20 protein-coding genes and 1 pseudogene are annotated in these 23,115 nt (G+C 55.4%); 5 read left to right on the top strand and 16 right to left on the bottom strand.

What is annotated here, in order from left to right; translation table 11 throughout:
• From ACT3TF_RS14540 to uvrA, 4 genes and pseudogenes are all read right to left on the bottom strand, one after another.
• A pseudogene (locus ACT3TF_RS14540) lies at window positions 1-266 on the bottom strand (SDR family NAD(P)-dependent oxidoreductase); the annotation flags it as partial.
• A gap of 155 nt (window positions 267-421) precedes the next feature.
• Window positions 422-952 carry a hypothetical protein gene (locus ACT3TF_RS14535; protein WP_096282225.1) on the bottom strand — a complete coding sequence of 177 codons (531 nt, stop codon included), beginning with the start codon at window positions 950-952 and terminating at the stop codon, window positions 422-424.
• 47 nt (window positions 953-999) lie between these two features.
• Window positions 1,000-1,743, bottom strand: a complete 744-nt coding sequence (locus tag ACT3TF_RS14530; RefSeq protein ID WP_096276611.1) for a Crp/Fnr family transcriptional regulator — start codon at window positions 1,741-1,743, stop codon at window positions 1,000-1,002.
• A gap of 162 nt (window positions 1,744-1,905) precedes the next feature.
• A complete protein-coding gene (uvrA, locus tag ACT3TF_RS14525; RefSeq protein WP_444672410.1) occupies window positions 1,906-4,752 on the bottom strand; it encodes an excinuclease ABC subunit UvrA in 2,847 nt (948 codons plus the stop codon).
• A 204-nt stretch (window positions 4,753-4,956) separates the two neighbouring features.
• On the opposite strand from uvrA, the gene ACT3TF_RS14520 reads away from it, so the two are divergent.
• From ACT3TF_RS14520 to ACT3TF_RS14505, 4 genes are all read left to right on the top strand, one after another.
• Window positions 4,957-6,336 (top strand): MFS transporter, encoded by a 1,380-nt coding sequence (locus tag ACT3TF_RS14520; protein WP_444672409.1) that lies wholly within the window; start codon window positions 4,957-4,959, stop codon window positions 6,334-6,336.
• Between the two features lie 78 nt (window positions 6,337-6,414).
• Complete coding sequence (gene ssb / locus ACT3TF_RS14515) at window positions 6,415-7,080, top strand: single-stranded DNA-binding protein (protein WP_444672408.1); 666 nt, start codon at window positions 6,415-6,417, stop codon at window positions 7,078-7,080.
• 52 nt (window positions 7,081-7,132) lie between these two features.
• On the top strand, window positions 7,133-8,023 hold the full coding sequence (locus ACT3TF_RS14510; protein ID WP_444672407.1) for a sugar nucleotide-binding protein: 891 nt from the start codon (window positions 7,133-7,135) through the stop codon (window positions 8,021-8,023).
• On the top strand, window positions 8,020-8,754 hold the full coding sequence (locus ACT3TF_RS14505) for a lysophospholipid acyltransferase family protein (RefSeq protein ID WP_441685825.1): 735 nt from the start codon (window positions 8,020-8,022) through the stop codon (window positions 8,752-8,754). Before ACT3TF_RS14510 ends, ACT3TF_RS14505 begins: the two co-directional genes overlap by 4 nt.
• 126 nt (window positions 8,755-8,880) lie before the next feature.
• Here ACT3TF_RS14505 and fabB read toward each other — a convergent pair whose 3' ends face one another.
• The 11 genes from fabB to ACT3TF_RS14450 all read right to left on the bottom strand — a co-directional run bounded on the left by fabB (window position 8,881) and on the right by ACT3TF_RS14450 (window position 18,962).
• A complete protein-coding gene (fabB, locus tag ACT3TF_RS14500; RefSeq protein WP_441685826.1) occupies window positions 8,881-10,104 on the bottom strand; it encodes a beta-ketoacyl-ACP synthase I in 1,224 nt (407 codons plus the stop codon).
• Window positions 10,105-10,117: 13 nt separating this feature from the next.
• Complete coding sequence (gene fabA / locus ACT3TF_RS14495) at window positions 10,118-10,633, bottom strand: 3-hydroxyacyl-[acyl-carrier-protein] dehydratase FabA (RefSeq protein ID WP_096276597.1); 516 nt, start codon at window positions 10,631-10,633, stop codon at window positions 10,118-10,120.
• Window positions 10,634-10,927: 294 nt separating this feature from the next.
• Entirely contained in the window at window positions 10,928-11,437 is a 510-nt protein-coding gene (locus ACT3TF_RS14490) for a DUF2878 domain-containing protein (RefSeq protein ID WP_444672405.1), read from the bottom strand.
• On the bottom strand, window positions 11,438-12,706 hold the full coding sequence (locus tag ACT3TF_RS14485) for a class I SAM-dependent methyltransferase (protein ID WP_444672404.1): 1,269 nt from the start codon (window positions 12,704-12,706) through the stop codon (window positions 11,438-11,440). It abuts the gene before it with no gap.
• Window positions 12,703-13,458 (bottom strand): DUF1365 domain-containing protein, encoded by a 756-nt coding sequence (locus tag ACT3TF_RS14480; RefSeq protein WP_225734364.1) that lies wholly within the window; start codon window positions 13,456-13,458, stop codon window positions 12,703-12,705. The genes ACT3TF_RS14485 and ACT3TF_RS14480 overlap by 4 nt, the downstream gene beginning before the upstream one ends.
• Before the next feature lie 17 nt (window positions 13,459-13,475).
• A complete protein-coding gene (locus ACT3TF_RS14475; RefSeq protein WP_444625730.1) occupies window positions 13,476-14,843 on the bottom strand; it encodes an NAD(P)/FAD-dependent oxidoreductase in 1,368 nt (455 codons plus the stop codon).
• Entirely contained in the window at window positions 14,840-15,625 is a 786-nt protein-coding gene (locus tag ACT3TF_RS14470; RefSeq protein ID WP_096276588.1) for an SDR family NAD(P)-dependent oxidoreductase, read from the bottom strand. Before ACT3TF_RS14470 ends, ACT3TF_RS14475 begins: the two co-directional genes overlap by 4 nt.
• 36 nt (window positions 15,626-15,661) lie before the next feature.
• On the bottom strand, window positions 15,662-16,093 hold the full coding sequence (locus ACT3TF_RS14465) for a nuclear transport factor 2 family protein (RefSeq protein ID WP_096276586.1): 432 nt from the start codon (window positions 16,091-16,093) through the stop codon (window positions 15,662-15,664).
• Between the two features lie 37 nt (window positions 16,094-16,130).
• On the bottom strand, window positions 16,131-17,543 hold the full coding sequence (gene phrB, locus ACT3TF_RS14460) for a deoxyribodipyrimidine photo-lyase (RefSeq protein ID WP_096276584.1): 1,413 nt from the start codon (window positions 17,541-17,543) through the stop codon (window positions 16,131-16,133).
• 78 nt (window positions 17,544-17,621) lie between these two features.
• Window positions 17,622-18,542 carry a MerR family transcriptional regulator gene (locus tag ACT3TF_RS14455; protein WP_176483346.1) on the bottom strand — a complete coding sequence of 307 codons (921 nt, stop codon included), beginning with the start codon at window positions 18,540-18,542 and terminating at the stop codon, window positions 17,622-17,624.
• Between the two features lie 246 nt (window positions 18,543-18,788).
• The gene (locus ACT3TF_RS14450; RefSeq protein ID WP_176483345.1) at window positions 18,789-18,962 is read right to left on the bottom strand and encodes a hypothetical protein; all 174 of its coding nucleotides are present in this window, start codon (window positions 18,960-18,962) and stop codon (window positions 18,789-18,791) included.
• Between the two features lie 225 nt (window positions 18,963-19,187).
• On the opposite strand from ACT3TF_RS14450, the gene ACT3TF_RS14445 reads away from it, so the two are divergent.
• Window positions 19,188-20,090, top strand: a complete 903-nt coding sequence (locus ACT3TF_RS14445) for a TIGR01777 family oxidoreductase (RefSeq protein ID WP_444672403.1) — start codon at window positions 19,188-19,190, stop codon at window positions 20,088-20,090.
• 13 nt (window positions 20,091-20,103) lie between these two features.
• Here ACT3TF_RS14445 and rapA read toward each other — a convergent pair whose 3' ends face one another.
• Complete coding sequence (rapA, locus tag ACT3TF_RS14440; protein ID WP_444672402.1) at window positions 20,104-23,049, bottom strand: RNA polymerase-associated protein RapA; 2,946 nt, start codon at window positions 23,047-23,049, stop codon at window positions 20,104-20,106.
• Between the last annotated feature and the right edge of the window lie 66 nt (window positions 23,050-23,115).

Raw genomic sequence — 23,115 nt, 5'->3', positions numbered from 1 at the left:
TACCATTCAATAGGCTTACCATTCCAATCCCAAAAACTTCCGCTGTCATCGGGAGTCCTCTGTGAAATCACCGCGAGCAGCTGTTCGGCTACAAATGCGGGACTAAAAAGCTTTTCGCTAGGCACTCTTGCCTGAAAGGGTTTAGAGAGGGCGGTATCGGTGGTGCCTGGATGCAGGCAAAGTACGACCGTCTGTTTGTTAAGCCGCTTAAGTTCTATGGCGGCGGTTTTGAACAGCATATTGTGTGCTGCTTTGCTGGCACGGTAGCAGCGCCGTATAGTGATGAGGCAGCAAGCTAAACATGAGAGGCCTTTGAATGTCCGCTAGATCAAGGCTTCCATTGAAACGTCATGTGCAGAGCTTGTCGAGAGAATGGCGTGATCAGTCAGGGGCGTTAATTGAGTACAACGCTCTGCCGCGATTATTTAGAATCACCCGCACCTTCACACTGGCCAAGCATATGATTAATGGCCGTGTCGGCTCCTTTCAAGCTAAAGGTCATGTACCAAGGCTCTCGGTCTTCTTGATCAAAGCCAAGAAACAGCTGCTCACCCTGACGCATATCGGCCATTAACGTCGTTAAGTCGCTTAAGTAAAAATGTGCGTAAAATCCATCGTCGCCGCGTTCGGTAATAAACTCGGCCATGGTATCTATCACCGGCTGCTCATCGATGCGTAGCCGAGAGGGTACTAAGTTCACCGTGCGGCTCTCATCCTGCTGCTGATCAAGCGTGACGCGCATTTCTAGCCACGGTAGATCGCATATGCCAGCCGTCGCGTTTAGGCTCAGCATCGCGTCCGAGTAGCTAGAGGCTTCAACCGCACGATAGTGCTGTTCACCATCCAGCGAGAGTGTCATTGACTGCCAATCTTCATGGCTTTGCATGTCATCGGTATGAAACGTCACCGCGTTTGCCAAGGGCGTAGCGGCCATCCATGTGATGGCCGTCATAGTAGCAAGCGTTATCGAGCAAGAGCGCAGAGGGTGAATCGCAGACATTATACAGCGTCCCCTAATAGGGGCCGGACGTTGTCGTTGAGATAGCAGTTGTCAAACTCACCTTCGTCGCTGAGTGCTTGTAAGTCCGGAATCGTTAAATGATGGCGATCGCGAAAGACCAGCCCATCATCACTGAGCGCGGTGAAGGTGCGGCTAACGTGTACCGGGCTGAGGCCAAGCACATCGGCCAACTGCTCTTGTGAAAGCGGTAGGCGAAACTGGTTGCTAATATCCGGGTTAGTTTGGCGCAGCCGCAGAAACATCTCGTAAAGAAAATGGGCCATTTTCTGACGAGCGCTGCGTCTAGCGAGGGTGATCAACCGTTCGGTTAGCAGTGCCTGCTGGCGGCTACTAATGGCAAACATAACGGATGTGAGTGGCAGCGACTGACGAAATATTTCCAGCATGCGCTTATGCGGGAAATGGCAAATAACGCCATCTTCAATCATGCGCACACTCTCAAGCCGTTGCGAGAATGCAAACTCGCTTAGCCCAATAATATCGCCAGGCAAAAATACTTCAAGAATTTGTCGATCGCCGTTTTCAAGGTGACGATAAGAATAGGCCCAGCCGCTTTTCAACGTGCAGAACTCATTGGCGGTATCGCCCACCTCCCAAAGTAGCGTGCCTGACTTAATCTCAGTAGGGCTTTCCTCGAGGTTGATGAGCAGCTGTTTCTCCTCATCGGTTAGCGAGCAATAGTGGCTAAAGTGACTGATAATACAGCTTTTTTCATGGCCCATAACGTGTCCCTTTAAGAGAGAGCAAGTATTTCTCTCTCCTGTTTTTGCTCAATACTACAAAAATATGGCTACCAAAAATGCATGGCCACTATACCCCTCTTGTCGCCAGGAGGGGCTCCCTTGTTACCCTGTGCAACTAAATTTAGCCGCCTTCTCTGGCGGTCAGCGTTTAGTCGCGCGATTACCGCGTGCCAGCAATGGTGCTAAGAAGTGGCCAGTATGCGAGGCCTCAAGCTTGGCGATCTGTTCAGGCGTGCCTTCTGCAATAATCTGACCGCCACCTGAGCCACCCTCGGGACCTAGATCAACAATCCAGTCAGCAGTTTTGATCACGTCCAAATTATGCTCAATGACCACGATGGTGTTGCCATGGTCGCGCAGGCGGTGGAGCACCGTGAGCAGTTGGCGAATATCTTCAAAATGCAGGCCGGTGGTGGGCTCATCCAATATATAGAGGGTTTTACCCGTATCACGTTTGGCTAATTCACGAGCGAGTTTAACCCGCTGTGCTTCACCACCCGATAGGGTCGTCGCGCTTTGCCCCAGGCGAATGTAGGAGAGCCCTACATCTAGCAACGTCTGTAGGCGACGAGCAATGGCGGGCACCGGGCTAAAGAACGCCAAAGCATCTTCCACTGTCATGGCCAGCACTTCGTGAATCGTTTTGCCTTTGTAGTGGATATCAAGCGTTTCACGGTTATAACGCTTGCCTTTACACACGTCGCAGGGCACGTAAATATCCGGCAAGAAGTGCATTTCCACCTTGATCATGCCTTCGCCCTGGCACGCCTCACAGCGCCCGCCCTTGACATTAAAGCTGAAGCGCCCTGGCTTATAGCCTCGCGAGCGCGCTTCCTGGGTGCCCGCGAACAGCTCGCGAATCGGTGTGAAAATGCCGGTATAGGTCGCTGGGTTGGAGCGCGGCGTTCGCCCAATCGGGCTTTGGTCAATATCGATAACCTTATCCAGCTGATCGAGCCCCTCAATTTTTTGATAAGGCGCCGGGGTTAGCGTCGTTGCACGGTTCAGTTCTCTTGCCGCAATCGGCATTAAGGTGCCGTTGATCAACGTCGATTTGCCTGACCCAGAGACGCCGGTAATCGCGATAAACAGCCCTAATGGCAGCGTCAACGTAACGTCTTGCAAGTTGTTGCCAGTGGCGCCACGCACAATCAGCTGTTTCTCCGGGTTGCCGGGAATGCGCCAAGGCGGTACGGCGATTTCACGCGTGCCAGAAAGATATTGACCGGTCAGCGAGTTAGGGTTGTCCATCACATCTTGCGGCGTGCCCTGGGCGACAATCTCGCCGCCGTGGACGCCAGCCCCTGGGCCAATGTCCAGCACGTGGTCAGCGGCACGGATAGCGTCTTCGTCGTGCTCGACAACAATCACGGTATTGCCCAAATCGCGCAGTCGCTCAAGGGTTTTCAACAGCCGGTCATTGTCGCGCTGGTGCAAGCCGATTGAAGGCTCATCAAGAATATACATAACGCCGACGAGGCCAGCGCCAATCTGGCTGGCTAAGCGAATACGCTGCGCTTCACCGCCGGAAAGCGTGTCAGCGCTGCGCTCCAAGTTGAGATAGTCCAGCCCTACATTGACCAAAAACTCTAGCCGAGCGTGGATCTCATGAACGATTTTATCGGCAATCTCACCCTTGCGCCCCGGTAAGCTGAGGTCGGCAAAGTAGCGCCATGCTTCGCCAATCGGGAAACGCACAATCTCGGCAATGTTGTGATCATCCACGTACACATGGCGCGACTCTTGGCGTAGTCGCGAGCCACTACAGGTAGCGCAGGGCTGCACCGCGATATACTTAGACAGATCATCGCGCACCATGTTGGACTCGGTTTCCCGATAGCGGCGCTGCATATTGGGCAGAACGCCCTCGAAAGCATGCTCGCGGGTGACTTTGCGACCACGATCACCCACGTAGACAAACGGCACCTGCTCATCACCGCTGCCGTTTAAGATAATTTCCTGCTCGTGGCGAGCGAGCTCCTTCCACGGGGTTTCAAGCTCAAAGCGATAGTGCTGAGCCAACGCCTGGAGCTGAGTGAAGTAGTAAATATTGCGTCGATCCCAGCCTTTGATAACGCCCTCCGCCAAGGAAAGCTCAGGATGGCTGATCAGCTTGTCAGGATCGAAATACTGCTGCACGCCCAGGCCATCACAGGTGGGGCAGGCGCCGGCTGGATTGTTGAACGAGAACATGCGCGGCTCAAGCTCTGCCAGCGAGTAGCCGCACACCGGACAGGCAAAGCGCGAGGAGAAGGCAAGATCACCGCGCTCACCGTCCATGAAGTGAATCATGGCGGTCCCATCGGCTAGATTTAGCGCTGTTTCGAAAGATTCCGCCAGCCGTTGAGCAAGGTCATCGCGCACTTTAAAGCGATCAACCACCACGCTGATATCATGCTTTTTGCGCTTATCGAGCGGTGCAATGTCATCGAGTTCAAGCACCTGGCCGTCGACGAGTGCGCGAACAAACCCCTGGGCCCGCAGCTCAGCTAATAATTGAAGGTGCTCACCTTTGCGACCTTTAACGACCGGCGCCAGCAGCATCAGCTTGGTGCCTTCGGCGAGATTCATGACCTGATCGACCATCTGCGAGATAGTTTGCGCTTCTAAGTCTTCACCGTGTTCTGGGCAGCGCGGCGTTCCCGCGCGGGCAAACAGCAGGCGCAGATAGTCATAAATTTCGGTAATCGTGCCCACGGTTGAGCGTGGGTTGTGGGAAGTGGACTTCTGTTCAATAGAGATCGCAGGCGAAAGCCCTTCAATGTGATCCACATCGGGCTTTTCCATGATCGACAGGAACTGACGCGCATAGGTGGAAAGCGATTCCACGTAGCGGCGTTGGCCCTCGGCATATAACGTATCGAACGCCAACGACGATTTGCCCGACCCAGAGAGGCCGGTAATCACAATGAGCTTGTTACGGGGCAGTTCCACATCGATCTGCTTGAGGTTGTGGGTGCGGGCACCCCTGACCAGAATGCTGTCCATCAACACCTCGAATCGCGCGGTAAAAACGTGATTATACGTTTGTCGTGCCCCTCCCGGCAAAACCGCATTATTAACCTGCGGCAACGTGCGACGTTTCCAGCGTGAGCGCAAACCGCTAGAATGGAGGATTATCTCAAAACGTTATGCTTATTCACCGCATGTTTATCCATCACGTAGCTATTTTTCATTGTACACAGGGGCATTATGCGCAAGGTTTCCGCGTTATTGCTGGGCTCTGAACGCCGTGCAATTAGCGGTTTGGCCGGGCTTTATGCGTCTCGTATGCTGGGTTTGTTCATGGTGCTGCCGGTGTTGGCGCTATACGCCGACACGCTGGAAGGATCGACACCTCTGCTAGTGGGCGTGGCGCTGGGTATTTATGGTCTAACTCAGGCGACGCTGCAAATTCCGTTTGGCTTACTTTCAGACCGTATCGGTCGCAAACGGGTGATTGCACTGGGGCTGGTGATTTTTGCGCTTGGCAGCATGGTGGCGGCCCTTTCCGACACCATGGTGGGCATCATCGCCGGGCGGGCCCTCCAGGGCGGGGGCGCCGTTGCAGCGGCTATTATGGCGCTTCTTGCCGATCAAACCCGTGAAGAGGTTCGTACGGCCGCTATGGCGATCATTGGGTTATCGATTGGCGTATCGTTTGCGATTGCCATGGTGTTAGGCCCTTGGCTGGCGGCCTGGGCAGGATTAGCCGGCGTTTTCTGGTTTACTGCGCTACTGACGCTGGTGGGGTTGCTAGTGCTGTGGCGTTGGGTGCCTGCCGCGCCACGCCGTCGCCGCCATCGTGATGTCAGCATGGATCGTCAGCAGTTCAAAAGCGTGATTATGCGCCCCGATTTATGGCGGCTTGACGTGTCGATTTTTGCACTGCATTTGGTACTGATGGCGATCTTTGTGGCGGTTCCTTTCCGTCTATTGGGTGCCGGTGTTCCGATTGAGTATCATGGGCTGGCTTATCTAGGCATTATGGCACTCTCGTTTGTCGCTATGGTGCCGCTCATTGTTGTGGCGGAAAAAAAGCAGCAAATGCGGCTGATGTGTTTGCTGGCAATCGGCGCTATTGCCATTAGCTTGGCCGGGCTCGGGTTGCCATTTTTCGCGGGAGATTGGCTATTTGTATGGCTGTTTGTGTTCTTTACCGGCTTCAATTTGCTGGAAGCCACATTACCTTCCATGCTCAGTAAGTTGGCGCCAGCCGGAGCGAAAGGCACGGCGATGGGGGTTTACTCTACCAGCCAGTTTTTAGGTGCTTTTTTAGGCGGTACTCTGGGGGGGCTTTTGGCCCATTTCGGAGGGCTCAATGCAGTCTTTATTGGCTGTGCAGGGCTGGCCCTTTGCTGGTGGGTGGCAATGTGGTGGATGCCGTCGCCACCGCCGCTATCCAGTGAAATAGTTGCGTTAGATGACACGCATGCGGATACGCTGGACCTACTCATGGAGCATTTAGCCGACGTGGTCGGTGTTGAAGACGTTATGCTGGTGCCGGAAGAACGCTTGGTCTATTTGAAAGTGAATCGCCAGCAGCTGGATCGAGCGACATTGACTAGGCTAATGTCGCCACCCCAATCATAACCAAGCAGGGCCGCGACATTGGCCTTGGCTGGCAATTAACCCTACGTGACACTTATTAAAAGATAAAAGGAGCACCTTATGGCTCGCGGTATTAACAAGGTCATTTTGATTGGTAACCTCGGGCAAGACCCTGAGATGCGCTTCACGCCAAGCGGTACAGCCGTGGCAAATTTGAACGTGGCGACCAGCGATACATGGATGGATCGCCAGAGCGGTCAGCGCCAAGAGCGCACCGAATGGCACCGTGTCGTTATGTTCAATAAGACGGCCGAAATCGCCCAGCAGTACCTGAAAAAAGGCTCTAAAGTCTACATCGAAGGGCGCCTGCAAACGCGTAAATGGCAGGATCAGAACGGCCAGGATCGCTACTCAACTGAAATCGTTGCTAACGATATGCAGATGCTGGACGGCCGTACGGGTGATTTCCAGGGCGGCGGCGCGCCGCAAAATAGCTATCCTCAAAATAACGCTGCTCAGAACGGCCCTGCCCAGAATGCGCCGGCTCAAAATAGTCCTGCTCAGCATAGCCCGGCTCAAAACCATGCCGCACCGAGCAGCCCGGCCCAGCATAATCAGGGGGGCGGTTATTCTCAGCAGAATAGCCCTCAGTCGACGCCTCGCCCCGCGCAGCCAGCACCGTCGCATCAGGGCAATCAAGCACCTCAGCCTCACCAGCAAAACAACAGCTATGGCGCTCCAGATCCGGGCAACTTCGATGACTTCGACGACGAGATTCCGTTCTGAGAGCGCTATTAGCCGCGCACCTTAGAATGAGGCGTGACGAGGAGATGCTGTCTTGAAGCTGCTGATACTGGATGCCGGACATTGCCTGAGCCTGGCATTGGCCCGGGAAGTAAGTCGTCGCACCGACACAGAGCTGGTCATTGAGCAAGGTACGTCTATCACGGCGTCACGTCTTGAGACAATCGCGCCTGACGCTGTGATTATTCCGCCGCTGGCACGTCCGCTGGAGATGGCGCCAGCGGAGGTCACGGCTCATGCTGATGCGGTTGATGCCTGTTTGGATGCCTGCATATCGCAAGACGTAGCGCTGATATGGTGTGTCTCTGATCAGCTCTATGAAGATGGTTTGGACGTTCCTATCGACGAACATGTCGTGCCTGCCCCGCGAGACGAAAGCCTGCGTCGGCTGGTGCAGGCCGGGGATCGTATCCGCGCCGAGCTGCAGCGTCATTTGATTGTGCGCCTAGGCCCGCTGTTTGCTTTAGAGGGCAGCCATGCGTGGCTCAATGACATCATCGATAGTTTGGTCGCTCAAGAAGCGGTACGCGCGGCGGAAGACGTGATTTTTTGCCCGACATCTGCAGATGCTGTCGCGATGGCGCTAATCGGCATGCTTCAGCAACAGATCGGTGGTGCGAATGCTTGGGGGGCGTATCATCTTGCCGGCACCGAGCCCGTCAGCGCTTTTACGTTCACCTCGATGATACGCACTCAGCTGTTAACGCACCTTGAAGGGCGTGGCGAGCAGATTGTGCTGGGTGAGGTGCAACCGCTGAAGCACCATCACGATGCTAAGCTACGGCGCGTTTTAAACTGTCGGCGAGTGCTCGATGTCTTCGGTGTTCATCAAAAACCTTGGCGTTTAGAGGCGGGGCGTATGCTCGATGCATGGTGTTTGACCCGTGAGAATGACCGTGCTGACGATACAGGAGCATCGGCTTGATAAATGTAGTTCGCAGCCTGATCTTTTATGCTGGCTATTTTCTAGCTATGCTGATGATTGGCGTACTCTTTTTACCGATCGCTCCCTTTTTGCCGCTGTCGGGCCGCTATCGATTACTGAATTTGTATAACTACTTCTTAATGGTGTGGTTTCGAATCGCGTGCGGGGTGAGCTACGATATTCAAGGGCGAGAAAATCTGCCTAGCGGCCCCTGTGTGATTCAAGCCAATCATCAGTGCGAATGGGAAACCGTGTTTCTACAGGTGATGAAACCACCGGTATGCACCGTGCTGAAACGCGAATTACTGCGTCTGCCTATTTTTGGCTGGGGGCTACGACTGTTGCGCCCAATTAGCTTGGATCGCTCTAAACCAGCGCGAGCGATGAAGCAGGTGTTGACTCAAGGCGTTGAGCGGCTGGGCACCGGGCTATCGGTACTTATTTTTCCGGAAGGCACGCGGGTTGACCCCGGTCAGCGTAAACGTTACAACAAAAGTGGCAGCGTAGTGGCATGCCGTGCTGGCGTGCCGGTGTTGCCCGTTGCCCATAACGCAGGGGAGCGTTGGCCTGGGCGTCATTGGGTTAAGCGTCCTGGCGTGCTGCGTGTGCGCATTGGCAAGCCCATTGAAACAGCGGGGCGTATGCCCGATGAAGTGCTCGCCGAAGTGGAAGTATGGATCGAGGCACAGCTGCAAGAAATTTCTGAGGTGCCACGACCTACCACTCGATAACGACATAGCTTTTAACAACATTGTTTTTAACGACATAGCTTTGAACCAATAATGGCGCCCATAGGGCGCCATTATTGTATCAACCGTCGATATTACCCTGCGGTACTTATCAAGCCGGTCGTCGCCCTAGCGTCCATCGTTATAGCGTTGGAAGACCAAGCACGCATTGGTGCCGCCAAAGCCAAAGCTATTAGATAACGCACGCTCGATGGTCACGCCATCTCGGCGTTCGGTGACAATATCAAAGCCATCAGCCTGCTCATCCAACTCTGTGATATTCGCCGAAGCCGCTACAAAGCTGTGCTGCATCATCAGCAGTGAATAGATCGCTTCCTGCACGCCAGTAGCGCCTAACGAGTGGCCGGTGAGCGATTTAGTTGAGCTCATCGCAGGTGTTGTGTTGCCAAAGACCATGCGTATGGCTTTTAACTCCGCAACATCACCTACCGGCGTCGACGTGCCGTGGGTATTGATGTAATCAATAGTGCCGTCAACCGTGGCCATCGCTTGATGCATGCAGCGCATGGCACCTTCGCCGGAAGGGGCGACCATATCATGGCCGTCGGAGGTCGCGCCGTAACCCACCAGCTCGCCATAGATCTTAGCACCGCGCGCTTTAGCATGCTCCAACTCTTCCAGTACCAGCATGCCGCCGCCGCCTGCAATGACAAAGCCATCGCGCGCTTTATCGTAGGGGCGCGATGCCTTATCAGGCGTGTCGTTGTAGTGGGTCGAGAGAGCACCCATGGCATCAAAGAGGCAGGAAAGTGTCCAGTGCTCTTCTTCACCGCCGCCGGCAAACACCACGTCCTGCTTGTTTAGCTGAATTTGCTCCATTGCACTGCCAATACAGTGTGCAGACGTCGCACAGGCAGAAGAGATAGAGAAATTCACGCCTTTGATTTTGAATGGCGTCGCTAAGCACGCAGAAACGGTGCTACCCATTGTACGCGTGACTCGATAAGGCCCAACGCGGCGCAGGCCTTTTTCGCGCAGCACATCGGCTGCCTCGACTTGGTTGGCGCTTGAAGCGCCACCAGAGCCGGCAATAAGGCCAGTACGCTCATTGGATACCTGTTCGTCACTGAGACCCGCATCTTCGATAGCTTGTGCCATAGAAACATACGCGTAGGCCGCGGCGTCACCCATAAATCGGCGCAGCTTACGGTCGATCAGCGCGTCAAGGTCAATATCGACGCTGCCCGCTACATGGCTACGGAAGCCACGCTCAGCATACTCTTCCTTAAAACGAATACCGCTACGCCCATTTTTGAGCGCGTCCAGGACCTGTCGTTGGTCATTGCCAAGGCAAGATACAATGCCAAGGCCGGTGACTACCACTCGTCGCATGGGAGCCTCCTGTTCAGAAATTCGCAGTGGAGGTGAATAGGCCAACGCGCAGATCATTAGCCTGATAGATGTCGCGTCCGTCGACGGTTACCGTTCCGTCGGCGATACCCAAAATGAGGCGGCGGGTAATAATACGCTTAATATTAATACTATAGGTCACTTTTTTAGCCTCAGGCAGGATCTGTCCGCTGAACTTGACCTCACCACAGCCCAGCGCGCGTCCGCGACCTGGATGGCCTAGCCAGCCCAAATAGAAACCGACCAGTTGCCACATGGCATCAAGGCCTAAACAGCCAGGCATGACAGGATCGCCAGGGAAGTGGCAGTCAAAAAACCACAAATCAGAGGCGATATCCAGCTCAGCGATCAGTTCGCCCTTGCCATGCTCACCGCCTTCTTCGTGAATGTGCTTGATGCGATCAAGCATCAGCATGTTAGGAGCTGGAAGCTGTGCATTTCCAGGGCCAAAGAGCTCGCCACGCGAGCAGGCCAGCAGTTCTTCGCGATTAAAGGAATGTTGCTTGGTCACTGAATCGTTCCGAGTATCAAGATGGTTGTTGGCCGCATGCGGCACCTAGAGCCGAGGCATAGCACCGGAGCATAACACGTGAGTCTAGCGTCAACGCTCGGCCCGCAAGGCAAAGCCTAGTCTACTTCCCGAAACCGCTGAATGCACGCCATCCTCTACCTGCCCTGTATTTTTACCACTTCCTTGCTGCGTCTGAAAGCGTGTAATAAGAGATGGCAATTCCATTAAATAGGAGGAGTTTGCGATTTCGTACTTTAAATAGAGCATTATGGCTTGCTAAAGGCGAGGTAATCATTAGAGGCTACTTTGCCGAATAGTAATATACCGGCTAATGCCGTAACAAAGCGTTGCCCATACAAGCGCATGAACGGGAAGAAGCCAGGGAGCTAGGCTCACTCCCGCGAGCAGTGCGCCGCCGTAATAAGACAGCGGGGCGCTGACGGCGCCACACAGTGCGGCCAGCCACGGGAAGCGCCACAGCCAGGCAAGCGAGTGATAAGCCAGCGTGGCAAACAGTGGCCATAGCATCCACAGCCAAAGCGGTATTAGGCCAAACACTAGTGCTTGGTTATGAAAATCAAAGCCGCCTAGTAGGCGTAAGCTGCCATCAATGACCAGCCCGAGCAGCGTAAACACGGCGATAAATTGCCATTCCCCTGGCCGCCTGAAGCGCCACAGGTGCCATGTTAATAATCCGCCTCCTGCAACCGCTGCAACCCATGGGCCACCTAACACGCAGAGCAGCCAGCCCGCCTCAAAGCGCAGGGCGTTAAACAGCAGTGCTTGCCATCGGCGTGCTGCCATTTACAGTGCGCCCGTTAACGGCGTTGGTTTGGCGGCTGGTTTCGCCAGCAGGAGGTGGCAGGTGCCGATAGAGCGTTCAATAAAGCCGCCCTCGCAATAGCACAGATAATAGCGCCACATGCGGATAAAACGCTCGTCATAGCCCAGCTTGCGCACTTGCTCAAGGTTGGCTTCAAAACGATGGCGCCATTCGCGCAGCGTGCGCGCATAATGTGGGCCGATTTCGTCTAATGCCAGCACGTTAAACGACGTTTTGCGCATAACGCTGCTTAGCATGGCATGGTGCGAAGGTAAAAACCCACCGGGAAAAATGTAGCGTTTGATAAAATCCATGTCGCGCTTTGCATCTTCAAAGCGCTGATCACGAATGGTGATTGCTTGCAGCATGGCCTGGCCATCATCGGTCAGGAGGCTATCCAACTTATTTAGATAGGTGTCGAGATACTGATGACCTACCGCCTCTATCATCTCTACCGAAATGAGCCGGTCATAGCGGCCGGTTAATTCACGATAATCCTGCTTTAGCAGAGTGATTCTGTCGGCCAAGCCCTCTTCCTGAATACGGCGCTGGGTGTGAGCATGCTGCTCATCCGAAATAGTGGTTGTCGTGACACGGCAGCCGCGAGTTTTTGCTGCGTGAATGGCCAATCCTCCCCAGCCTGTGCCGATCTCTAACAGATGATGCTCTGGCTGTACGTCGAGCTTTTCAAGCATCAGATCAAGCTTATAGGTGGAGGCCTCTTCCAGGCTAGCTTCTGGATGAGGGAACACCGCGCTGGAATACATCCAGTGATGGCGATCTAAAAAAGTCGAAAATAGATCGTTACCTATATCGTAGTGCGCGGCGATGTTGCGTTTAGAGCCGCTTAGGCTGTTGCGCTGAAAGCGATAGGCCGCACCTAGCAGCCAACGAGCTAAGCGCGCGCTGCCGTTTTCCATTTTGCCATTCACTTGCTCAAGGTTGGCAGCGAACAGGCGTACCAGGGCGACGAGGTCGTCTGCATCCCAATCGCCGTCCATATAAGATTCAGCCGCGCCGACGGTGCCCCCGAAAGCCAGCCGTTTCCAGGCCCTGGAGTGGCGAATGACCACGGTGACCTGCAGTGATCCTTCTTGGCCCAGATGATGACACTGGTCGCCTTCAATCAGCGTGATGCGACCGCCGCGAAAAGTATTCAACTGAGCCATGAGCCGTGGTTTTAACCAGCGAGTAAAGCGATCCTGGCTAACCGGTTGAACGTCCGGTGGCGTGGAATTCAGCGTGGTCATTTTGAGCTCTCCTTGCGCTTAGGATGGTTATGAATGGGGACACCCTTTAACCATACGCGCAGCGCTTCAAAATGGATGCCTGCGACCGTTTTTAAGCTCATCCATGGCTGGCGAAGCAGTGTTTTAATGAGCACCGGGCGGGTAGCCGGGGCGGCCTTGAGCATCAGCGTGGCGTCAAAATGGCGCTGCTCGTTTTGCCAGTTTTCCATATGTAAAAAGAGCATGTCTTCCGGGGTGTTAAATTTCCAACGGTAGGTCATGTCCATCGGATTGAAGGGCGATACGTGCAGGTCTTTATCAAAATGCGCATGATGGCTGTGCCTTAGAGGGTCCACGGCGCTAGCGTACCGAGTCCGTTCACGCCAAGGGGTGTTAGTCACTTCGCTTAACACCGCTGCCAGTCGCCCCTGCTGATCAAAGGCGTAATAGACTGAAATAGGATTAAACATGCAGCCTAACGTGCGCAGTTGGGTCAATACGCAGATTCGACCACTTGGCGCGCTACCCAGCTGGCGAATGAGTTCTTCGCGTACAGCCGTTTTAAGCGGGCGGTCTACCGGGCCGAGATAGTCTTCGCGGCGAAAGCGGGCTAGTGCCGGCCGTCGGGCGCTAAACCCCGGCACTTTGTCGAACAGTTCTGGCAGCTCATCAAGATCCAGCCACGCCATCCACACCTGGTAACTAAAGGTATGAGACTTCGGCATAAAGCGGCGGTGGCGAAGGGTGCCGCGATAAATGCGCGAGCGGGGCATGGTGGTTGTCCCCGCCATCATCCCAGCCCCTCAGCACCTTGCGGCGTCACCAGTTCATGGGCAGGCAGTGCGGATGGCTCGTCGGGTGTTGGGGCCGACTCATCACACCCCAGCGCTTGGGCGACGCGCAGAGCACTCCATACGCCGTCTTCGTGGAAGCCGTTGCGCCAATAGGCGCCGCAAAAGTGAGTCCGCTGAGCCGTGGACGATATCTCGGCGTGGCGAGCCTGGGCGGCTTGGCCCTCCAGCGTGAACTGTGGATGCGCGTAGCGGTAGTGCCCCAGCACTTTGCTGGGGTCAATGCTGGCGCTGTCGTTCAAGGTGACACAAAACGTGGTGTCACTTTCTATGCGCTGAAGAATATTCATGTCATAGGTGACAGAAACCCGCTCATCGCTATCGCGCTTATCTAAGCGGTAATTCCAGCTCGCCCAGGCGCGCTTACGGCGCGGTAGAAGGGCGGTATCGGTATGCAGCACAACGTCGTTAGTTTGATACGGCATGGCGCCGAGCACGTCGCGCTCGACGTTACTCGCGTCGCCCAGCATCGCCAGTGCCTGGTCGGCATGGCAGGCCAGCACTACCTGATCAAAGTGCTGAGAACCGGATGCGGTGGTAATCGTGACACCAGCGCTTTCGCGGGTAATACGTGTCACCGGCGTATTGAGATGAATGCGCGACGCATAGGGCGCCGTTAAGCTGGGGATATAGCTTTTTGAACCCCCGATCAAGGTGTACCACTGAGGACGATGACTGACCGACAGCAGGCCGTGATTGCGAAAAAAGCGTACAAAAAAGGCCAGCGGAAAGGCGCGCAAATCGCTAATGCTGGCTGACCAAATCGCGGCCCCCATGGGCAGCAAATAGTGGCGTTGAAAATCGCGGCTGTAATGATGTTGGTCTAGATACTCGCCCAGCGTCATGTGATCGGGAAGCTGCTGACTTTCTAGCGCTTTGGTCGCCTGTTTATTAAAGCGCATGATATCGCCCAGCAGGCGATAGAAAGACGGATTGAACAGATTACGCCGCTGGGCAAATAGCGACGTTAAGGTATGCCCGTTGTACTCAAAATCGCGCTTCGTTTCGTGAACCGAAAAGCTCATTTCTGTCGCCTGAGCGGCAACGCCCAGCGTCGCCAGCAAACGCTGAAAGTGCGGGTAGGTCCAGTCGTTAAACACAATAAAGCCGGTGTCGATAGCGTATGAGCGACCCTCAACGTCCACGTCCATGGTGGCGGTATGGCCGCCCAGGCGCGAGTCGGCCTCAAACAGCGTCACTTCATGCTGAGCTGACAGATACCAGCCAGCGGCCATACCGCTAATGCCGCTACCTACAATCGCAATACGCTGCGATGCCACTGGCCCGTGGGCTGCCGTGGAACTCATGACGATTCCTTCTGAGCGCGGGTCATGCGCAGGCCAATTAGGCGGCGTACGGCGGGGGGCAAAATGCCCAGGAACTTGACGAGATACGTAAAGCGGCGCGGAAAGTGGATATCCAGGCGACCTTTCACTAGCCCTGCAATAATGGCGTCGGCCGCTTGTTCTGCGGTCACCTGCATTGGCATGGGGAAGTCATTACGTTCGGTAAGCGGTGTCTTCACAAAACCAGGGTGGATAACGCTAACATCGATGCCTTCCTGGTCAAGATCTAAGCGCAGCGATTCCAGAAAGTAGCTGACGGCGGCTTTCGATGCCCCGTAGGCTTCCGCACGGGGAAGCGGGAGGTAGGCGGAGGCGCTAGACGTTGCCGCCAGTCGCGCGGGCAGGCCTTCTTGGCGTGCCGCTCGCAGTAGCGGCAGCGCGGCCTCAACGCCGTACAGCGTACCCAATAGATTCGGTTTAAATACCCGCTCGACTAAATCCATATCGAACTGCTGAGCATTAAGGTATTCGCAGGTGCCTGCGTTAAACAGCGCCAAGTCCAGCGCGCCTAAGCGCTCGCGGATGGTCTCACCAGCGTCAAGCACCGCCTGACGATCGCTAATGTCCAGCGCCAGATAAGAAGCATGAGGATGGCCCTCGCACAGAGCCTCCAACGCCTCAACGTTGCGTGCACTAAGCACCACGTGATGGCCTTGGGCAATGAGCTTGCGTGACAGCGCCTCACCAATGCCGGACGTCGCGCCGGTTAACCAAATGCGTTGGGGCGTTTTCCATGTGCTCATCAAACCTCCTAATGCGCCCCAATGCTATATATCAGCTTAGTTAAGGCGTTTTTTTAACCAGCGAATGATGCTGCCCATCAGCGGTAAATGCTCATAAAGCATGGCGCCAGCATCAAAGTAATCGCGATGTTTAGAAACGCGGCCATCTTCAGCAAACGTTAAGGCGCTGCATCCGTCTATTTCTATCGTACGTCCGCCAGCTAACTTTGGATGCACAAACGCCATGGTCCAAGTCACGAATCCTTGGTCACCCTGACATTGTTGAACGTGATAGGTGAATTGGCAGCGCTCAACGTTTTCATACATGCTGGAAAAATAGCGCCCTAAGGCGTCGCGACCTTCAATGTGGTGCAGTGGATCGTTGAAAACAATATTTTCAGTATATACCTCGTATAATTTTTCTGTACAGGTTTTGTCTAGTTTGTTGAAGAAGCTACAAAATGCTGCCAGCGCCGTAGGATCAGCCATAGAAATCTCCCTAACTGTACCGTGAATATAGTAGTGGCTATTTACTGAGCGCTTTAAAGGCATCTAAGGCACGCAGGCGAGCCGCCTTGTGATCGACAATGGGGGCAGGGTAGTCCACATCGGTGAGCAGGTCTTGGCGAGGCGCATGGCGCACCTTCGCCGGCAGTTCAGCCAGCTCGGGCAGCCAATGGGCAATAAACTCACCCTCTGCATCAAAGCGGGTCGACTGGGTCGTAGGATTGAAAATACGAAAATAAGGTGCGGCGTCCGTGCCCGTTGACGCTGCCCACTGCCAGCCGCCGTTGTTAGCGCAGAACTCCCCATCCACCAGATGGCGCATAAAGAAGGCTTCGCCGCGCCGCCAATCAATCAATAGATGCTTGCTCAAAAACATCGCCGTGACCATACGCAGGCGATTATGCATCCAGCCTGTGTTTACCAGCTGGCGCATGGCCGCATCGACGAGAGGATAGCCGGTGCGCCCTTCGCACCAGGCCTGAAAGCCTTCATCATCATCACGCCATGCCAGCTGTTTTGTGTGTTCCTGAAAGGGGTGATAGCGGCAGACCTGGGGAAAGCCAACTGCGACGTGTTGATAGAATTCGCGCCAGATCAGCTCATTGACCCAGGTGGTTAAACCCAGGTCGCCATCGCCTAAATGACCGCTATTTTCGGCCATTACCGCTTGTAAACACTGGCGGTGGGAGATCATGCCTAGCGCTAGGTAAGGGGAAAGTTCGCTGGTGCCGCGCACCTTAGGCAAGTCACGTTGGGCCTTATAATGGCGCCCGCGAAAGCGCAAAAACCGCGCTAAGTTATCGGCCGCAGCGCTTTCACCGGCCGGCCAAAGGCGCTCATCAATAGGCGTCTCGTTAAGTTTGGGCAGTGACGGCAGCGGGTCGCTATTAATCGCCAGTTTGGCCTGTACGCTGGGCGTATCGCGCAGCGCGAGCTGATCGGCGGTGATGTGCTTGTGCCATGCGTTGGAGAACGGTGTAAATACGCCATAGTAGCTGCCTTTGCCTGTTAGCAGGCTGCCGGGTGCGAAAGCCACGCTATCGTGATAGCCATGGGCCGCAATGCCGGCCTGCTTAAAGGCGTCCTGCACGACTTGGTCTCGGCGCCGTTCGTTGAGTGCGTATTCATGATTAAAATGCAGCTGTTCTACGTCGTGTTCGCGTGCGATTTCAAGTAATACCGCTGGCGCCTGGTCATAGCGCTCAATGTCGCGATGCAGCAGCGGGATATTCAAGCCGTTGAGCGCTGTTTTCAGCGCTGCTACGCCGCGCCCCCAAAAATCTAGCTTATTGGCACCGTGGCCGTGCTCTTGCCACTGGGGAATACTGCGCAAAAACACCGCTATTACAGGGCCTTTGGCCGCAGCGGCGGCGAGTGCGCTGTTGTCATCAATGCGCAGGTCGCTGCGCAGCCAAATCAACTGTCGTTTCATAGAATCTCCGGCGCGGCATAAACAAAAAAAATGGCCGCTCACCGCGAGGGCGAACGGCCAAGATAAAAATGAGCGGTTTTACAGTACGCCTGACTCGCGTAGCAGAGGGCGCAAGCGAGCAATCGCTTGAGGAAGATCATCGCCCAGCAGATGTAGCGGCCCATCGCGCAAGTCGTCCGCACGCAGGCGAGCGACCTCGCCACACACCCCAATAGGTACGTTGAGCGCCTTAGCCGCATTGGGTAGCTCGTGCTTGATATAGCGATCGCTTTCACGCTGGCCGCTGGAAAGCAGCACCATCGATGAGTGCAGCCGCGCCACGGCCTGTGGTAGCGCCTCTAATGGCAATGAGTGATCTAGCATTTGCACTCGGTAGCCCTGCTCGCTGGCCATTAACGCGGACATCAGCACCCACAGAGGCCCCGGATCATCGGGCATCGCATTGAGTAAAATCAGCGGCCCGCGAGTGGTTTGATTAGCATAGTGCAAGCGAATGCCGACTTGACTGCGTAAAAAGGCTTCCAAGGTGCGGCGCACTAGCGGATCTGGGCTAATCGCCCATTTAGCTTCTAGCGTTAAAATAACCGGTTGCCACAGCTCGTCGATCGCAATACTTAGCGGGTAAAGCGCCAGGCTTTGATGATAAAACGCCTCTAATTTCGGCAAATCTAGCGCTTCTATAATGCCTTGCAGCTGCTGGCGCTGGCTGGTCCAGTCACCGGCATCTGTCGCAGGGGCTTCAATTGTTTCTGGCTGGTCAAGCAAGTCCACGACTTGACTGACCGGCACACCACGATTTAACCACTGCAGAATGCGTTCGATGCGGGTAATGTCGTTCTGGGCATAGAGGCGGTGGCCTTTCGGCGTGCGCTGGGGGCGAATAAGCCCGTAGCGTCTTTCCCAAGCGCGGAGGGTGACGGAGTTCACGCCGGTTAAACGAGACACTTCCCGTATGGGGTAAAGCGGTGTATCGGGTGGGTGGGTCGCCTTGAAACTCATGGGCGCCAGTACCTCTTCTTAGTTAACTGCCGTTGAGTCGTAAACGTTGGCATCGTCGTTAGCTGCAGCATAGGGCTACAGGCGCATCGCATTGTTCGCCGCGGCGAAGATGATTCATATTCCATGTAACGTTGTCCGATTAAAAAGCTGAACATGAACACGGTACTGTATGCCCATTTGTACAACTTGTCGCTACTCGGTACAACCTTTATAAGAATCCTTCTTACTAGTAAATATTTGTAACTATTAAACCGACCGGCCTATTAGCGCTTCTCCTAAGCGATGCCCTGATAACCAGGCATCTTCAACACGGCCATCGCTAAAACTGTCACCGCATAACGCCAACCCATCTCGACTGTATAAGTATTCACTGTCGCAGGGCGTCGCCAGCTCGGCGTAGCGCCAGCGATGGGCGCCCATGTCAGTGACCGATGGCAGCAGGGAAGGGGTCGGCAGAATGCTTGCGATGTCATCATAGTTCCTCTAGGCCTTAGTCTTTCGCAAACATAGTTTTCACGATAGTTAGGCGTGTATTAGTCAAATTGTAGCAGGTTGGTATAAATGTCGTACAATGTAAGGGACACTTTACGATGCCGCGTGACGCGGTGATGAGTTTGCTCAGGCGGCATCAACAGGAGTAATAGCATGCGCGTATTAATAACCGGCGGCAGTGGCTTTGTCGGCCAGCGACTATGCCAGCAGCTGATTGAGCAAGGCCATGAGGTGCAGGTGGTTTCCCGACACCCGCACAAGGTACGTCAACGACTGCCTAGCGGCTGTGACATACGCGATAGCGCTCAGGCATTTATTCAATCGCCGCCGGACGCCATGATTAATCTAGCCGGCGAACCAATTGCTGCCAAGCGCTGGAGCGACGAGCAAAAAGCCAAGCTGATTAACTCGCGAAAGGCGGCGACACAACAGCTAGTAGCGCTGTGTGAGCAGTTGCAGGCTAACGGCCAGCCGCTGCCGAAGGTTATGATGTCGGGCTCGGCAATGGGCTATTACGGCGATCAGGGCAACCGTGAGGTAAGCGAAGACACGGTGCCCAACGAGGAGTTTGCCCATCGGCTATGCCAGCAATGGGAGGCTGCGGCCCAGCCGATTGAGGCGCTGGGTGTGCGCTTAGCGATTGTGCGGATTGGATTAGTGCTGGAGATAGGTGGAGGCAGCCTGCAAAAGATGCTGCCGCCATTTAAGCTGGGTTTAGGGGGCCGTTTTGGCAGTGGCGAGCAGTTTATGCCATGGATTCACCGCGATGATTTAGTCGCAGCGCTGCTATTTCTGGTTCACCAGAACAACCTAAGCGGTGCTTTTAATGCCAGCGCGCCGCATCCTGTCACCAATGCTGTCTTTACCAAAACCTTGGCCAAGCAGCTCAACCGCCCGGCCATTTTCCCGGTACCCGCCTTTGTACTCAAAGCGGGATTTGGTGAAATGTCACGGCTGCTGCTGACCGGTGCCGACATGCGCCCGGAACGCCTTGAGGCCGCTGGGTTTACTTTCCAGTATCCCACCTTGGACAAGGCGCTTGGGGCCATTCTTTGAGCAACAAAAAAGCTTAACGATCGGCGTCAACGGTGATAATCACCCGCACGGAATCAAGCCGCAGACGGGTGTTTTCAATCGCGTCGCTGAGCGCCTGGCGTTCGTCCTTCAGTGCGTCGATTTCAACACTACGCACCGCCGGGTTGTGCTCGGCCAGCGCGGTTAAACGAGCAAGCTCAGCGTCCAACTGATCACGCATGCGCGCCTCGGCATTTTCTACAATGCTGGGCAGCTGGCGCTCAGCTTCGCTCTCACCTTGAGTGAGCAGGCCACGCAGCTGATCGTGACGGCTTTTGATCAGGTCGCGCGCCAGCGATTTATTGACCTTCTGCAGATTTTTACTCAGCCCAGTGAAGGAGATTTTGCTGGTCAGATTGGCGCCTGATTCATCCAGCAATACGCGCACGGCAGTGGGCGGCAAGAACCGGTTTAGATGCAGTTTTTTGGGCGCAGGACACTGGGTGCGAAACACCAGTTCGGTCATCAAACGGCCGCTGGGAATAGCGTCGTGGCGCAGCAGCGCGAGCGCCGAGTTACCCATAGTGCCGTCCAGTACGCGGCCCATCATTTCGCGTACCAGCGGGTGCTCCCAGGAAAGCCGCTGCACATCGTCGCGCGCTAGCGCCTGGCTGCGGCTATACGTGGCGGTAAAGCCTTCTTCGCCTTTCACCAGGCCGGGCAGCCCATCCAGCATGTGCTGGCTGGGCTGCAGGTGCATTAAACCCTTGCCAATCTCCTGGCTGTCTACCCCGAAAATATCCAGCGCGCGTTCAAGATAGCGCGGCAAGGCGGTGTCATCGTCAAGCTCGCGTACGGCATCAATGACCTGCTGAGCGCGGGCTGGACGGCAGGCATTCAGCTCCAGCAGGCGATTACGCCCCGCATCGTGCTCGGCCAGTTTGGCGTTAAATAGCGTGCGCGTTTCAGCGATAATCTCGTCAAGCGCTTCATCATCCAGCAGTGCGTCAGCCAGGGCGTCGCCAAAGGCATCATACAAATCGTTGCCGACCCCGTGAGGTGCGCTAAAAGCATCCATACCTTCGTGATACCAGCGCAGCAAGCGTTCGCCGGGGCTACCTTCAAAGGTAGGGATATGCAGCTCAATCGCATGACGCTGGCCAATACGATCCAGGCGGCCAATACGCTGCTCCAACTGATCCGGGTGTTGGGGCATGTCGAACATAACCAGATGGCGACAGAACTGAAAGTTGCGCCCCTCTGAGCCAATTTCCGAGCACACCAGCACCTGTACGCCTTCATCTTCATCGGCAAAGGCCGCCGCTGCACGGTCACGTTCTATCAGTGAAAGGTCTTCGTGGAATACCGGTGCGTTGTAGCCACCCAGTACACGCAGCCCTTCGGCGAGACCTTCTGCGGTTTCACGATGGTGAGCAATGACCAGGACTTTTTCGTTGGCGAAGCCGCTGTCGCTATCGTCGCTGAGTTTTTCCAGCAGCCAATTAACCCTAGGATCGATGTGCCACCAGTCTTCGCTATTGAGCGGGTCGTTGCTGAGTTCGCGGTAGGCGGCATCGGGATAAATCAGCACATCCGGGTGATCCATCCCGGTCTCAATTAGCAGTTCATCGAGGTAGTCGTCGTCACGCTCGAGGCGGCGAACGACGCGGCGGTAAGCTGAGGGCAGCGCTAGCGGGGCTAAGTTTAAGCGCCGCTCAGGAAAGCCCCCTACGTGGCGTCGGCTGTTGCGAAACATCACGCGCCCCGTGCCGTGGCGGTCAAGCAGTGCCTCTCTCAGCTGAGCGCGCGCGGCATCTTGCTGTTCGCTACTGGCCTCCACGTTGCAGAGGGTGGCCAACAGCGCCTGGCTATCACGGTCATCGGCGACGGCGGAAACGGCGGCGCGCGCGTTAGGATCGCTTGGCAGTGTCTCTAACGCATCGATGGCGCGAGCAACGTCGGTGTAATGGCCTTCTTCTGCCTGAAAGCGCGCTAGGTCGTGGTAGCGCTCGCCATCCAGCAAGCGCAGACGGGCAAAGTGGCTTTTGATGCCCATCTGTTCTGGCGTAGCGGTAAGCAGCAATAGGCCCGGAATGGCCGCGGACAGTTGCTCTACACACCGATAGCCGGGGCCGCTGCCTTCCTCGTTCCAGTCGAGGTGGTGGGCTTCATCGACAATCAGTAGATCAAACTGGCTGGCGAGTGCCTGTTCTTGACGCTTCGGGTTGGCAAACAGCCAGCCTTGGCTCGCCAGTACAAGCTGGGCATTTTCAAACGGGTTCTCGTTCCCGTAGGCCTGGCTTTGGATTTCATCTAACAGCGAGACCTTGAGTGAGAAACGCCGTAGTAGTTCGACTAGCCACTGGTGAGTAAGGCTATCGGGCACCAGGATCAGCGCGCGCTCTACGCGGCCATTGAGCAACAGGCGGTGCAGAATCAGGCCGGCTTCGATGGTTTTACCCAAACCCACTTCGTCCGCCAGCAGCACGCGTGGGGCGTGGCGATGGGCGACTTCATCGGCGATGTAGAGCTGGTGGGGAATTAAATCGATCCGCGGCCCAGAAAAGCCCAGCGCGCTATGCTGCTCAACGCGTTGGTAGTGGTGCAGGGTGCGAAAACGCAGGTCAAACCAGTCGTTACGATCGACTTGACCGGTCAACAGACGGTCGCGAGCCTGGTCAAACTGCATGGTATCAGCGAGCTTGGCTTCGGGCAGTTCGCGCGTGTTGCCCTCTTTGTCTTCACCAATGTAGGTGATCAGGCCATGGGATTCTTTGCTGTCATCGACAATGATCTGCCAACCGTCGGCTGAAAGCACGCGGTCGCCGCTACCGAAAATCACGCGGGTGAGCGGGGCTTGACGGGTATTGTAGGTACGGGTTTCCTGGCTGGCACTGAACAAAATGGTAACGCTACGGGCGTCGCAGTTAAGCACGGTGCCAAGCCCAAGCTCAGCTTCGCCGTCGCTAATCCAGCGTTGGCCGGGAGAAAAATCGCTCATGATGCCTCGGAGGAGTCTGCAAAACGGGTTGTCTACCGCCGGAGGGGAAACCGGCGGCAACAGGGC

It is taken from the genome of Halomonas sp. AOP25-F1-15 (assembly GCF_052378675.1).
Taxonomy (GTDB): Bacteria; Pseudomonadota; Gammaproteobacteria; order Pseudomonadales; family Halomonadaceae; genus Vreelandella; species Vreelandella casei.
The sequence above is the reverse complement of the archived record's forward strand: the minus strand, read 5'-3'. Positions and strand labels throughout refer to the sequence as shown.

What these genes read in the sequence shown, in the direction of transcription:
- ACT3TF_RS14535 (WP_096282225.1), bottom strand. Translation starts at nt 952, where the DNA reads ATGACGGCCATCACATGGATGGCCGCTACGCCCTTGGCAAACGCGGTG.
- ACT3TF_RS14530 (WP_096276611.1), bottom strand. Translation starts at nt 1,743, where the DNA reads ATGGGCCATGAAAAAAGCTGTATTATCAGTCACTTTAGCCACTATTGC.
- uvrA (WP_444672410.1), bottom strand. Translation starts at nt 4,752, where the DNA reads ATGGACAGCATTCTGGTCAGGGGTGCCCGCACCCACAACCTCAAGCAG.
- ACT3TF_RS14520 (WP_444672409.1), top strand. Translation starts at nt 4,957, where the DNA reads ATGCGCAAGGTTTCCGCGTTATTGCTGGGCTCTGAACGCCGTGCAATT.
- ssb (WP_444672408.1), top strand. Translation starts at nt 6,415, where the DNA reads ATGGCTCGCGGTATTAACAAGGTCATTTTGATTGGTAACCTCGGGCAA.
- fabB (WP_441685826.1), bottom strand. Translation starts at nt 10,104, where the DNA reads ATGCGACGAGTGGTAGTCACCGGCCTTGGCATTGTATCTTGCCTTGGC.
- ACT3TF_RS14490 (WP_444672405.1), bottom strand. Translation starts at nt 11,437, where the DNA reads ATGGCAGCACGCCGATGGCAAGCACTGCTGTTTAACGCCCTGCGCTTT.
- ACT3TF_RS14485 (WP_444672404.1), bottom strand. Translation starts at nt 12,706, where the DNA reads ATGACCACGCTGAATTCCACGCCACCGGACGTTCAACCGGTTAGCCAG.
- ACT3TF_RS14480 (WP_225734364.1), bottom strand. Translation starts at nt 13,458, where the DNA reads ATGCCCCGCTCGCGCATTTATCGCGGCACCCTTCGCCACCGCCGCTTT.
- ACT3TF_RS14475 (WP_444625730.1), bottom strand. Translation starts at nt 14,843, where the DNA reads ATGAGTTCCACGGCAGCCCACGGGCCAGTGGCATCGCAGCGTATTGCG.
- ACT3TF_RS14470 (WP_096276588.1), bottom strand. Translation starts at nt 15,625, where the DNA reads ATGAGCACATGGAAAACGCCCCAACGCATTTGGTTAACCGGCGCGACG.
- ACT3TF_RS14465 (WP_096276586.1), bottom strand. Translation starts at nt 16,093, where the DNA reads ATGGCTGATCCTACGGCGCTGGCAGCATTTTGTAGCTTCTTCAACAAA.
- phrB (WP_096276584.1), bottom strand. Translation starts at nt 17,543, where the DNA reads ATGAAACGACAGTTGATTTGGCTGCGCAGCGACCTGCGCATTGATGAC.
- ACT3TF_RS14455 (WP_176483346.1), bottom strand. Translation starts at nt 18,542, where the DNA reads ATGAGTTTCAAGGCGACCCACCCACCCGATACACCGCTTTACCCCATA.
- ACT3TF_RS14450 (WP_176483345.1), bottom strand. Translation starts at nt 18,962, where the DNA reads ATGGGCGCCCATCGCTGGCGCTACGCCGAGCTGGCGACGCCCTGCGAC.
- ACT3TF_RS14445 (WP_444672403.1), top strand. Translation starts at nt 19,188, where the DNA reads ATGCGCGTATTAATAACCGGCGGCAGTGGCTTTGTCGGCCAGCGACTA.
- rapA (WP_444672402.1), bottom strand. Translation starts at nt 23,049, where the DNA reads ATGAGCGATTTTTCTCCCGGCCAACGCTGGATTAGCGACGGCGAAGCT.